The sequence below is a fragment of the Kouleothrix sp. genome (assembly GCF_046328425.1).
GTDB lineage: Bacteria > Chloroflexota > Chloroflexia > Chloroflexales > Roseiflexaceae > Kouleothrix.
This window is the reverse complement of sequence record NZ_JAXLWP010000033.1, coordinates 1-11,970: the sequence shown is the minus strand read 5'-3', so window position 1 is coordinate 11,970 and position 11,970 is coordinate 1. Positions and strand designations below refer to the sequence as shown.

Here is an 11,970-nt window from a genome sequence, read left to right as displayed (position 1 = left end):
ACATGGTCTGCTTGGATGCACCGGCCGGGCAGGTCGCAGCTAGCCCTGCTCATCCTCAAGGCCGCGCAGCAGGTCGCGCAGCTTCGAAAGCCCCAGGCGCAGGCGCGTTTTCACCGTTCCCAGCGGCTCGCCAAGGTGCTCGGCAATCTCGGCACGAGTGAGATCGCCGTAGTAGGCCAGCTCGATCGCCTGGCGTTGGTTGGCCGGCAGCTCGGCCAGCGCCAGGCGCACCGCGTTACGCAGCAGCGCCTGATCGACATCGCGCTCCAGGTCGTTGGGTGCCACGAAAGGCGCATTGGCGTCGAGCGCCTGCTCGCGCGTGCGCGCGCGCTCGCGTTTGCTGCGCATCGCGTCGATCGCCCGGTGTCGCGCGATGCCAAAGATCCACGACGAGAACAGGCCGACGCCTGGCTGGAACGTGCTGGCCGCCTGCCAGATGTTCTGAAACACATCCTGCACCACTTCTTCGGCGGTCAGGCGGTCGCCGGTGATGCGCAGGCCGATCGTGTAAATCAGCCGGCCATAGCGATCGTAGATCGCGCCAAGCGCCGGCTCGTGGCGCCGCAGCACCATTGCGAGAAGCTCTTCGTCCCGCAGCGACGCGAGATCTGCGGTAGTAGATGCTGGCTTTGTCACTGCTGTGCCTGGCGGGCCGAATACCGCGCGCGGTGCGAGCTTCGGCGGCTAAAGCCGGCGCGCGCGGCGCGCGGCGCGGTGGCGTGCTTCTTCGCGGCTGTATTATACACGAAGCGCTTGTGCTATTTCGGCGATTGCGGCGAGCGCTCGGCAGGGAAGCGGCTGAGGTAGCCGCCGAGCGCGGCCAGCCCGCACGACACCACGCTCGCCAGGATCAGCACGCGCGGCAGGCTTGCGCCCAGCTGGCCGATCAGAATGCCGACGATCGCGACAAGAAAGCCATTCAGCGTGCGGTCGACGCGGGCGATGCGGCCGGCTATGTAGCCGCCAATGCCGGTCGAGAGCGTTAGCAGCGCGATCATCAGTACATCGCTCGGCCGTGTTAGGTCGGGCCCGGCGAGGTACGCCTGGGGCGCGAATAGCATCATCAACAGGCTCAGAAACCAGTCCACCAGAAAGCCGGTGAACACCGCCATCCAACGCACGTTCATATCTCGCTCCCCCACCGTGTCTCAGCGCCGCATATAGGCGGCCAGGGCAATAGTACCATACTCTGGGGTGGGCTCGCGAATGCCGCTAACAAAATCCCCACCCGCGTGCGGGTGGGGATGCGGTGCGCCGGCGCGGTTGTGGGGCTAGGCGTAGATCCCCCACACCATTAGAAACACCATCAGCGTCATCTGCAGGCCGCGCATCACGTCGACCTGCACCGCGCGCCAGTACTCCTCGCGGCCAAGCCACCACCACATCCGGTTCAGCTGTGGCCGGAGCTGCTTGGTGCTGCGCGACTTCAGCTCGATATTCGCCAGGCGCAGCAGGCGGCGTGTATGGATAACGAGCATTGTTGCCCAGATGCCCACAATCGTGAGCTGTACGACGAATTCAACCATTTCAAACCTCCGCATCAGCTGTTGTGCGTACAAGAGCGCTCTCTAAACACGTCGCCGGCCTCTGTACCGTAGCGTGCACCTCGGCTTCCGGCAACGCTCGTGCTACTTGCAGTATCCGATCGCCGCCAGCCAAATGCAACTAACCGATATTCCCTTGTTTGTCGCATCGCTGGTACTATAGCCAACCAGGACATACCACAAGCACGAGCTACTATGTGTTAAAACGTATACGCCACAACTTTTGGTTCGCGCTTCTGTGACAATTTTGCAAGCATTGGGTGCTTGTGCCTGGTCTCTATTCTCGCTACAATACCCTGCAATCGAAATTGGCCGTATGCGTCGGCCATATTGCACAAAACGTGCCGTTACGTCTGCGCAACAAAAAGGAACAATCATGCGGCGAGGTCTACTTGGTCTACTTGGCGCGTTCGTGCTGGCAGCATGCGCGCTGCCGTTTGAGCCGGCCCCTGAGCCCACGCCTGCGCCGGCCCCGACGGTGGCGCGGCGCGCGCCAACCGCCGTGCCTGCCCCAACCGCCATTCGCTTCAACGTGACGCCGACGCCCGCGCCGGCCGATCTTCCCGTCGATCAGCCCGAGCATATTGCTGCCGCCGTGCCCGCCGCGCGCGACCAGGTGGCGCTGGCCGAGGCGTTCAAGGGCCTCGGCGACATCCCCAACGTCGCGCGCACCACGCCGCTTGACGTGAAGGTGGGCGACGTCGAAACCTTCTGGGTGGCCGACATGAGCAAGAACACCAACTACCAGGTGAAGGCCAAGCTGCGCTATGCCGGCCCGGTGGTGCTGATGTATGTCGACACCCAGCTCGACGTGAAGCAGGCCGACATCGAGCGCTCGGCCAAGGAGTTCGAGCAGCACATCTACGAGCGCGACCGCGCGCTGTTTGGCCACGAGCTTTCGCCCGGCATCGACGGCGACCCGCGCCTGACGATTTTGAATACCCCGCTGCAGGGCGCCGGCGGCTACTTCTCCTCGGCCGATGGCGTGGTGAAAGCTGTGAATCGCTTCAGCAACGAGCGCGAAATGTTTGTGATCGGCGTCAACTCCTACGGCCTTGGCAGCGACGCATATGGCTCGACACTGGCCCACGAGTTCCAGCATATGATCGAGTGGAATGTGACCCGCCGTAGCCCTAGCTGGTTCAACGAAGGCATGTCGACACTCGCCGAAGACCTGAACGGCTACATCGACGACGGCACGGCGCAAGTCTACCTGCAGGAGCCTGACCTGCAGCTGAATGCCTGGAGTCCCGACGGAGGCGTGGCCTATAGCCACTATGGTGCATCGCAGCTGTTTCTGCGCTACTTCTATGAGCAGTACAGCGGCGATCAGGGCGTTTCCGAGCTGATTGGCGCCGACGCCGGCAACAACCTCGACGTGTTCGCGCGCGTCGCAGCGCGCAAGCGCCCCGATATCAAGAGCTTCGCCGATGTATATGCCGATTGGGCGGTGGCGAATGTGCTGAACGAACCCTCGGTCGACGGCGGGCGCTACGCCTATAAGCTGCTGCCGGACAAAGCCGCAGTCGCGCCGTTTGCGCCGGGCCAAGCCACCGTGGCGCAGTTCGGCGCCGACTACTACGGCGACATGCGCGGCCCGTTGGCGGTCGACTTCGCAGGCGCCCAGACGGTCGGCCTCACCGGGGCGCGCCCGGCCGAAGGCAAGTACATGTGGTGGAGCAACCGTGGCGACGACAGCATCGAAACGCTGTCGCGCGAAGTCGACCTGAGTGGCGTGAAGTCGGCGACGCTGCAGTTTTCGGCGTGGTACGAGATCGAGCTCGATTGGGACTACGCATTCGTCGGCGTCTCGACCGACGGCGGCAAGACATGGGCGACGCTGAAAGGCCGCACCACCACCACCAGCAACCCGCAAGATCAGAACTTTGGCAACGGCCTCACCGGCGTCAGCGGCTCGCCCGGCGTCGAGACCGACAAAGGCGTGCGCGGCAAATGGGTCGACGAGCAGATGGATCTGACGCCCTACGCCGGAAAAAAGGTGCTGCTGCGCTTCTGGGTGGTCAACGACGCGGCCTATAATGCCCAGGGGCTGCTGCTCGACAACATTCGCATCCCCGAGCTGAACTACGCCGACGGCGCCGAGGACGGCGACGGGGGCTGGCAGGCGCAGGGTTTTGTACGCACCAGCGGCGTGCTGCCGCAGACGTGGGCGCTACGCCTGATCCGCGAATCCGGCGGCACAACCAGCGTCGAGCGCGTGCCCGTCGATGCTGCCGGGCGGGCGCACGTGCAGCTCGCCGAGGGCGAGCGCGGCACGCTGGCGGTAAGCGGCACCACGCCCTTCACCACCGAGCCGGCCAGCTATAGCCTGAGCACGCCGTAGCTGCCAGAGCCGATGCGGGCGACGCTACCCAATGCCCGCATCGGCCGTTTGACAAAGTCGGCAAGCTGATGTATCATACCGGGCGTCGGGGAATAACCGCAAGCCGAAGTGGCGGAACTGGCAGACGCGCTACGTTCAGGGCGTAGTGAGGGTGACCTCGTGGGAGTTCAAATCTCCCCTTCGGCACCAAGCGAAGCGGCTCGTGTATCATAGCAGAGCCGCGTCTCTGGGGAATAGTTTAACGGTAGAACGCCTGACTCTGGATCAGGTAGTTGGGGTTCGAGTCCCTGTTCCCCAGCCAACACCAAACAACCTAACCTGAGTTTAACTCAAGGTAGCACGGAAAGCGGCCTCGTAGTGGTAAAGCTACGAGGTCGATTTATTTGCTGTGTGCTGGCCGGCGTCATTCGAATGTGTCGCCGTGCAGGCACACAGGCGGCCCGCGCCAGGCCTGGCGCGAGCCGCCTGCAACTCGGAGCCTCTACGGCTCCTGGAAGCTCGGCTGCTCCCAGACGCGGTCGTTCAGGTAGCCGCGCACCTTGGTGATGTAGTCGTCGGCGGGTGGGGTGTGCCAGCGGCCGGCGAACCAGCGGCCCATACAGCCCCACGCGTCGCCTGCGGCGTATGCCTGGCCGCGCTCCACGTCGTTCAGCCACCACTCGTAGCCCTCGTAGCAGGCCCGCCAGATCGCGTAGGCGGCGTCGGCGTTGAACGCAGTTGAGCTTTCAATGCCAGGCCAGGCCGACTGCTCGTACGGGTAGCGGTTCTGCAAAACACCCCAGCTCTCGGGGCACTGGCCGGGCTGCCCGTCGGCGCCCAAGCCGTGGCCCGGCGCGCAGCGGCTCGCGTCGGTCGTCCAGTCGCCCTTGGTGCTCTGCCGCCACCACGACTCGACAGCGGCCTGGGCGCGTACCATATCCTCGTCGACACCCCACTTGCACGCGGCCCACTGCAAGATCTCGTCGGTGCTGCCGCTGAAGTTGCCGGTCACGCGCGTGGCGATCACGGAGTTGGCGCGTGGGTCGCCGCTGAGGAAGTTGTTCGCCAGCTGCTGCGAGCCGCGCGTGGCATTGTAGCCCGCGTTGACGCGCTTGTTCTCGGGCCGGCGCTTCACCGCCGCGGCGCACTCTGCGTCGCTGGGCAGCGCCGAACCGGGCGGCAGCGTGCTGAAATACCGCCCCGCGCCTGGCGTTGCAGTGGCGCTTGGCACGCTGGTAGGCTGGGGCGTGGCGGTTGGCCGCGGCGTGCTGGTTGGCGTCGCGGCTGGGCTGCTGGCGGCCGGGTACAGCTGGCTTTGCGGAACCACCTGCTTGGCCTGGCTGGCGCTCGACCACAGCAGCGCGACCGAGGCGTTGCCGGTGTTTTCGAAGTACTCGAGCGCAATCGTGTATTTCTGGCCGGCGGCTAGCGTGATCGTGCCTCGGCTCTCGGCCGAAGACTGGTTGCTCCACTTATTGATCAGCTGCTGGCCATTTACCCAGAGCCGCACGCCGTCGTCGGAGATTGTATAGAAGGTGTAGGTTTCGGAGAAGCGTGGCTGAACCTGGCCCTGCCAGCGCGCCGAGAACGTATCGGCGGCAATCGCGGCTGCCGGCGAGCCCGCGCCCCAGTTGAAGTTCACGCTCGCGTCGATGCGCGTCAGCTTTAGGCCGGTCAGGTCTTTATTGTCGTAGAACTGGCCGGTCAGGCCGCTGCCGGCGCTGGTGCTGGCTGCAACGCTGAGCTGGCCGGCAGCGTCGTTCCAGCTGTATAGCGTGCCCCAGCCGGGCGAGAACAGGCCGATCTTGATAGTGTACGTGCCCGCAGCGCCGCTGCTTGGCGCCGGCCAGCTAGCCTGAAACGTACGCTGCTGGCCAGCCGCAAACGCCTGGTTGTCCCAGGCTTGTTGAAAGACGCGCTGGCCGCTGGGGCCATACAGCTCCAGGTCGACAAGCATGGTGGTTGCGGTATCGCTTTTCGCCGTGGCGGTGAGCGTGGTTGTGGCGCCAGGCGCGACGGTGGACGGCGCGGCGCTGGCGCTGGTGCTGGTGCTGGCGGCCGCGCTCGTAGATGGCACGGCACCGATCAGCAGGGCGATCAGCGTGGCCATAAAGACGATGCGTTTCAAAAAGCGCTCCTTCAGCTGCGGTTCGCGGGCTGAACCTGCAGTGGTTAAAGGTTTTTTACCAGCGCTTTTATAGCACGCCGCAGTGGCCACATGCTACCGGTTTGTGCTCAGCCTGTGCTCAGATCGCCCATCTTCCTGCAGCGCCGCGATTGTGATGCGGTATCATTTTGGTAGTAGCAGGCGCTCGCTCGCTATATTCTCAAGCTAGCTTGTCAATACGTCTCACTTTTATGTGCCTTGCAGGTGTAGTTAGCCCACCAGCAAGACTTTTCCGTGGCGTGTGCTGCTCTCGGCTAGGCGCACTGCCTCGGCAATATCGGCCAGGTCGAACTCGGCCGCGACCGGTGCGCGCAGGGTGCCATCGGCGATCAGCGGGATGAGCTTGCCGAATAGGGCGACGCGCGCGGCCGGCGTGGTAGTGCGCAGCCAGTGTGCCAGCCACCAGCCCTGGATCGTGGCGCCGCGAAACAGCAGCGCGCCTGCGTCGAGCGTCAGCGGCTGGCCGCTGATCGCGCCGAACACCACCAGCATCCCGCCTGGCGCCAGCGCTTGTGCTAGCCGCGAGCCGCTATCGCCGGCCACCGAGTCGATCGCATAGCGCGCGCCTTTGCCGGTGATCGCGCGCACCCGCTCGACCACATCTTCATCGGCCTCGCAGATGATCTCGTCGGCGCCTGCGGCGCGCAGATCGTCGTATACGTCGCGCCGCCGCACGACGTTGATGCTGCGATAGCCCAGCCTCCGGCACAGCTGGATCACGAAATAGCCCACTGCCGAGTTAGCGGCGTTCTGCAGCACCCATGCCCCCGGCTCGACCCGCAGCGCTTCGTGCAGCAGCAGCCAGGCGGTAGTCGGGTTGGCGACCAGCATCGCGGCCGCGCGTATGTCGAGCTCCTCGGGCAGCGGCAGCAGCGCGTTCGCGTCGGCGGCCAGGTATTCTTGCCAGGTGCCGATTGGCCCGAGCGGCACGGCCAGCTGGCCAACGCGCAGCCCTTCAACACCCTCGCCCAGCGCTTCGATCACGCCCGCGCCCTCCATGCCCGGCGTGGCCGGCAGCCGCGGCAGAATACCGTATGCGCCGCGGATCTGAAAGAGATCGGATGGATTGATCGGCCGAGCTTGCAGGCGCAGCAGCACCTGCCCTGGCCGTGGCGTCGGCGTTGGCACATCCTCGACGCGCAATACCTCGGCCGGGTTGCCAAATGCCGTGTAGCGGATCGAACGCATTGAGCACCTCTTCTGATCAGCTTATACCAAAGTCGCTTGATTACTCACACTGTGGTGGGGGTTTGGGGGCGGCTTCGCTGCCCCAAATTTCTTTAGTATGCGGCCACCCGCGTTGCGGGCCACCAAACGCGCAGGCCCGCCGTTGCCGAGCCCGCGCCGATCATACCACGGATTGCAGGCCGATATGCTACGTGTGCGCGTGTAAAGAGTGTAAAGTCTTTCAATGTCTTTTTGTGCGATAGCGACGAGCGTTGACGTTCAGAATGCTTTCTGATATAATCGGCGCACGCGAATTTCCATATCACCGTTGCTCATCTTGCCGCCGCTGGCGGCCCCTGGCGAGCGACTACAGCCCTGAATGCCACCGGCTGGCCTGTGGTGCCGGCAATGGTGGCGTTTCCACACCGAGCCTAGTACAGCCAGGCGCCTTGTCGCGGCTTCTTGGTTTACAATCATTTGCGCGCCCTAGGCAAGCAAGCTATGGTGCGCACTGCTCTTTATACGAGGGGAGGTGATCGGCAGCGCAGAGACCGAATTCCTACATCTGCCCGCTGAGCAGACGCAGATTCTCCTATTGCGAAAGGAATGCTACATGCGACTCGCGCACGTTTCTTGGCGACGAAGTGCCGCCCTGGCGCTTCTGCTGGCCCTCCTGATACCGCTGCTGGCCGCTTGTGGCGGCAGTGCGCCAGCCACGACCGAGCAGCCCACCGCAGCGCCGGCTGCAGCCACCACTGCCCCCGAGCCCACTGCCGCGCCGGCTGCAGCCACCACTGCCCCCGAGCCCACTGCCGCAGCCGAGCCCACCGCCGCAGCCCCCGCCGCCGAGCCGATTGGCGGCCTCAAAGAAGACAATGGCCTTGCCGTCGCAAGCGTGACCGCGTGTGACGCGGAGTACGCCGGCCAGAAGTATGCCGGCCTGATCAAAGAGATCGCCGCCGTCGACAAGAGCACCGTGCGCTTCACGATGTGCTCGCCCGACCCGGCGTTCCTCGCCAAGGTCGCGTTCTCGTCGTTCGGCATCCAGCCGGCCGCGCATATCCAGGAGACTGGCGGCGGCGGCGATCTGCTCAATAAGCCGATCGGCACCGGCCCGTACGCGGTCGATTCGTGGACCAAGGGCGACAACGTTACCTTCAAGCGTAACGACAACTACTGGGGCGAGAAGGCCAAGGCCGCCACGCTGGTGTTCCGCTGGAGCACCGAGGCCGCGCAGCGCCTGCTCGAGCTCCAGTCGGGCACCGTCGATGGCATCGACAATGTGGCGCCCGACGATTTTGCCAAGGTGAAGGGCGACTCCTCGCTGCAGCTGATTGAGCGCCCGGCGCTGAACGTAATGTACGTCGGTATGAACAATACGTACAAGCCGTTCGACAACGAGAAGGTGCGCCAGGCGATCGCTATGGGCATCGACCGCGAGCGGATTGTCAAGAACTTCTACCCGGCCGGCTCCGAGGTTGCGAAGTACTTCACGCCCTGCGCCATCCCCAACGGCTGCACCGGCGATGAGTGGTATAAGTTCGACCCAGCCGCCGCCAAGAAGATGCTGGCCGATGCCGGCTTCCCGAATGGCTTCGACACCGAGCTGGCCTACCGCGACGTGGTGCGCGGCTACCTGCCCCAGCCCAACCAGGTGGCCGAGGACATCCAGGCCCAGCTCAAGCAGAACCTGAACATCAACATCAAGATCAACAAGATGGAGTCGGGCGCATTCCTGGCCGCGGCCAGCGCGGGCCAGCTGCAGGGCCTATTCATGCTCGGCTGGGGCGCCGACTACCCCGACCAGACCAACTTCCTCGACTACCACTTCGGTACGGGCGCCTCGAAGTCGTTCGGCGACAAGTTCGACGACCTCACCGCCGCGCTGAAGCAGGCCGCCGCGCTGGCCGGCGACGACAAGCGCAAGCCGGTCTATGAGCAGGCGAACAACCTCATTAAGAAGCACATCCCGATGGTGCCAGTTGCGCACGGTGGCTCGGCCGTGGCCTTCAAGGCCGACGTCAAGGGCGCGCACACCAGCCCGCTTGGCAACGAGATCTTCGCCCAGATGGATCCCGGCGGGCGCGATACATTCGTGTGGATGCAGAACGCCGAGCCGATCAGCATGTACTGCGGCGACGAGACCGACGGCGAGTCGCTGCGCGCCTGCAACATGGTGACCGAAGGGCTGTACGCCTACGAGAAGGGCGGCACGAAGTCGGTGCCGGCGCTGGCTACCGCCTGCGACCCGAACGCCGACCTGACCGTCTGGACGTGCAAGCTGCGCGACGGCGTCAAGTTCTCGGATGGCACGCCGCTGACCGCCAACGACGTGGTGACGACCTACTATGTGCAGTGGGACGCCGCGAGCCCGCTACACAAGGGCAACACCGGCGCGTTCGACTACTTCTCGGGCCTCTGGGGCGGTTTCATGAACCAGAAGCCGGCGAAGTAACACCGGTATTGGCCTGACGGCCCCAAGCCGAGCGCGTGCCGCGTGGCCTTATAGCCCCTGCGGCACGCGCTCCCAGCGCAACGGAACGCATGCAATGATTCAGTACATTGGCCGGCGAATACTTACCGCCATCCCTGTGTTACTCGGCGTCATGCTGGTGACATTCGCGATGGCCCGGCTCATCCCCGGCGGGCCGTGCGTTGCGATGCTGGGCGAAAAGGCCCGGCCGGAAGTGTGCGCCCGCTTTAATCAGGAGAAGGGCTTCGACCGGCCTATCCCCGTACAGCTGGCCGTGTATGCCCGTGATGTGTTCAGCGGCGACTTGGGGAACTCGATACGCTTTAACCGCGCGGTGACGCAGCTTATCGTCGAGCGCCTGCCGCTCACGATCGAGCTTGGCATCATCGCGCTAGTGATCGCCACGCTGATTGGCATTCCAGCCGGCATTTTATCGGCGATCCGCCGCAACTCCGCGATCGATGTCGGCACCATGGTCGGCGCGAATATCGGCGTCTCAATGCCGGTGTTCTGGCTCGGCCTGATGCTGGCTTACCTGTTCGCGCTGCTGCTGAAAGGCACGCCGCTGCAGCTGCCGCCTTCGGGCCGGCTGTCGGCAGGCATCAACCCGACACCATTTTTCACGCTGTATGGCTGGGCCGCGCCCAAAGGCTCGCTGCGGCTGGGCTTGTTGCAGTTTGCCGCCAACCTCTATATTTTCAACGCGCTGATCACTGGCCAGTGGGCAGTAATGGGCGATGCGCTCAAGCATCTGATACTGCCGTCGCTGGCGCTGGCCACCATCCCGATGTCGATCATTGCGCGCATGACCCGCGCCAGCATGCTCGACGTGCTTGGCCGCGATTATGTGCGTACCGCGCGGGCCAAAGGGCTCAGCGGCGTCAAGGTGATCATGGCCCACGCCTTCAAGAACGCGCTGCTGCCGATCGCCACGATCATCGGCCTGCAGCTTGGCGCGGTCTTCAGTGGCGCGGTGCTCACCGAAACGATCTTTGGGCTCGCGGGCGTGGGGCGAATGCTGTTCGAGGCGATTACGGCGCGCGATTATCCGGTGATACAAGGCTTTACACTGGTGATTGCCTTTGGGTATGTCGCCGTGAACCTGCTGGTCGATCTCTCGTATGTGTTCTTCGATCCGCGCATTCGACTTGAGTAGGTGACAATCTATGGCGACAACAACCACCGCGCCCGCAGCATCGGCACCGCTTACGCAGATGCGCGCTCCCGAAAGCCTCTGGCGCCAGGCGATCCGCGCGTTCTTTCGCCAGCGCTCGGCGGTGATCGGTCTGACGATCATTGTCTTGCTCGTGCTCGTCGCTCTGCTGGCGCCGTTGCTCGCGCCCTACAATCCCGAGCAGGTGCTGATCGGCATCGAAGATGTGCAGAAGCGCGCGGCGCCGTGCATTCACCTGCTCGGCTGCGCAGCCGACCAGCCGCAGCACATCATGGGCACCGATGGCAACAATCGCGATGAGTGGAGCCGGATCATCTACGGCGCGCGCGTCTCGCTGTATGTCGGGTTTCTGACGGTCGGCTTCGCGATTATCCTTGGCGTGCTGCTGGGCGCGCTTGCCGGCTATGTTGGCGGCTGGGTCGATAATCTGATCATGCGCGTGCTCGATGTGCTGCTCGCGTTTCCGGCGCTGCTCCTGGCGATCGCGATCGTCAGTGTGCTCGGGCCTGGCCTGATCAACGCCATGCTCGCGATTGCGATTGTGTCGATTCCGGCCTATGCCCGCGTGATGCGCGCCAGCGTGCTGGCCGTCAAGCAGGAAGAGTATGTGGCCGCCGCGCGCGTGGTTGGCGCTAGCCCTCTCGCGATTCTGCTGCAGCACGTGATGCCCAATGCGATCTCGCCGCTGATCGTGCAGGGTACGCTTGGCATCGGCACGGCCATCCTCGAGACGGCTGCGCTGTCGTTTCTTGGCCTGGGCGCTCAGCCGCCAACCCCGGAGTGGGGCTCGATGCTCAGCGCCGAGCGCAACCAGGTTTTCAGCGCGCCACACCTGGTGTTCTTCCCTGGCCTGGCGATCATGGTCAACGTGCTGGGCTTCAACTTGCTCGGCGATGGCCTGCGCGACGCGCTCGATCCGCGCCTGCGCCGCTAATACTACTTCATTTGAACACTGTTTTTTTAGTATGCCCTGCCCGGCAAAGCCGGGCAGGGCATACTAAAAAGAAATTCGGGGGGCGGCAAAGCCGCCCCCCGAAACCTCACCATACAGCAAGGGCATACCAAAAAGAAATTCGGGGGCGGCAAAGCCGCCCCCGAACCCCCGCCATATAGCGTGTGATC

General features: G+C 64.3%; 9 protein-coding genes and 2 tRNA genes. 6 read left to right on the top strand and 5 right to left on the bottom strand.

The genetic code is table 11. The annotated features are described in order from the left end of the window. Positions 1 to 39: 39 nt before the first annotated feature. From U0177_RS24570 to U0177_RS24560, 3 genes are all read right to left on the bottom strand, one after another. Positions 40 to 573 carry a sigma-70 family RNA polymerase sigma factor gene (locus U0177_RS24570; protein ID WP_409573312.1) on the bottom strand — a complete coding sequence of 178 codons (534 nt, stop codon included), beginning with the start codon at positions 571 to 573 and terminating at the stop codon, positions 40 to 42. A 185-nt stretch (positions 574 to 758) separates the two neighbouring features. Next, positions 759 to 1,127: a hypothetical protein gene (locus U0177_RS24565; RefSeq protein WP_409573311.1), complete on the bottom strand. Its 369-nt coding sequence runs from the start codon at positions 1,125 to 1,127 to the stop codon at positions 759 to 761. 144 nt (positions 1,128 to 1,271) lie between these two features. Then, positions 1,272 to 1,526, bottom strand: coding sequence for a hypothetical protein (locus tag U0177_RS24560; protein WP_409573310.1), 255 nt, complete (start codon positions 1,524 to 1,526; stop codon positions 1,272 to 1,274). A 394-nt stretch (positions 1,527 to 1,920) separates the two neighbouring features. On the opposite strand from U0177_RS24560, the gene U0177_RS24555 reads away from it, so the two are divergent. The 3 genes from U0177_RS24555 (at position 1,921) to U0177_RS24545 (ending at position 4,189) form a co-directional block, all read left to right on the top strand. After that, entirely contained in the window at positions 1,921 to 3,888 is a 1,968-nt protein-coding gene (locus U0177_RS24555; RefSeq protein WP_409573309.1) for a hypothetical protein, read from the top strand. Positions 3,889 to 3,990: 102 nt separating this feature from the next. Further along, positions 3,991 to 4,077, top strand: a tRNA-Leu gene (locus U0177_RS24550). A 38-nt stretch (positions 4,078 to 4,115) separates the two neighbouring features. After that, positions 4,116 to 4,189 (top strand) — tRNA-Gln (locus U0177_RS24545). A 180-nt stretch (positions 4,190 to 4,369) separates the two neighbouring features. Here U0177_RS24545 and U0177_RS24540 read toward each other — a convergent pair. Beyond that, on the bottom strand, positions 4,370 to 5,995 hold the full coding sequence (locus tag U0177_RS24540) for a PA14 domain-containing protein (protein ID WP_409573308.1): 1,626 nt from the start codon (positions 5,993 to 5,995) through the stop codon (positions 4,370 to 4,372). A gap of 249 nt (positions 5,996 to 6,244) precedes the next feature. After that, positions 6,245 to 7,222 carry a zinc-dependent alcohol dehydrogenase family protein gene (locus tag U0177_RS24535; RefSeq protein WP_409573307.1) on the bottom strand — a complete coding sequence of 326 codons (978 nt, stop codon included), beginning with the start codon at positions 7,220 to 7,222 and terminating at the stop codon, positions 6,245 to 6,247. Between the two features lie 592 nt (positions 7,223 to 7,814). Between U0177_RS24535 and U0177_RS24530 the strand changes: the two genes are divergently transcribed. The 3 genes from U0177_RS24530 to U0177_RS24520 all read left to right on the top strand — a co-directional run bounded on the left by U0177_RS24530 (position 7,815) and on the right by U0177_RS24520 (position 11,782). Next, positions 7,815 to 9,656 (top strand): ABC transporter substrate-binding protein, encoded by a 1,842-nt coding sequence (locus U0177_RS24530; protein WP_409573306.1) that lies wholly within the window; start codon positions 7,815 to 7,817, stop codon positions 9,654 to 9,656. Between the two features lie 94 nt (positions 9,657 to 9,750). Then, positions 9,751 to 10,830: an ABC transporter permease gene (locus tag U0177_RS24525; protein WP_409573305.1), complete on the top strand. Its 1,080-nt coding sequence runs from the start codon at positions 9,751 to 9,753 to the stop codon at positions 10,828 to 10,830. A gap of 10 nt (positions 10,831 to 10,840) precedes the next feature. Then, positions 10,841 to 11,782, top strand: coding sequence for an ABC transporter permease (locus tag U0177_RS24520; RefSeq protein ID WP_409573304.1), 942 nt, complete (start codon positions 10,841 to 10,843; stop codon positions 11,780 to 11,782). Positions 11,783 to 11,970: the final 188 nt, after the last annotated feature.

Excerpts from the sequence above, each read along its gene's own strand:
- U0177_RS24570 (WP_409573312.1), bottom strand. The coding sequence starts at position 573 with ATGGTGCTGCGGCGCCACGAGCCGGCGCTTGGCGCGATCTACGATCGC.
- U0177_RS24565 (WP_409573311.1), bottom strand. The coding sequence starts at position 1,127 with ATGAACGTGCGTTGGATGGCGGTGTTCACCGGCTTTCTGGTGGACTGG.
- U0177_RS24560 (WP_409573310.1), bottom strand. The coding sequence starts at position 1,526 with ATGGTTGAATTCGTCGTACAGCTCACGATTGTGGGCATCTGGGCAACA.
- U0177_RS24555 (WP_409573309.1), top strand. The coding sequence starts at position 1,921 with ATGCGGCGAGGTCTACTTGGTCTACTTGGCGCGTTCGTGCTGGCAGCA.
- U0177_RS24535 (WP_409573307.1), bottom strand. The coding sequence starts at position 7,222 with ATGCGTTCGATCCGCTACACGGCATTTGGCAACCCGGCCGAGGTATTG.
- U0177_RS24530 (WP_409573306.1), top strand. The coding sequence starts at position 7,815 with ATGCGACTCGCGCACGTTTCTTGGCGACGAAGTGCCGCCCTGGCGCTT.
- U0177_RS24525 (WP_409573305.1), top strand. The coding sequence starts at position 9,751 with ATGATTCAGTACATTGGCCGGCGAATACTTACCGCCATCCCTGTGTTA.
- U0177_RS24520 (WP_409573304.1), top strand. The coding sequence starts at position 10,841 with ATGGCGACAACAACCACCGCGCCCGCAGCATCGGCACCGCTTACGCAG.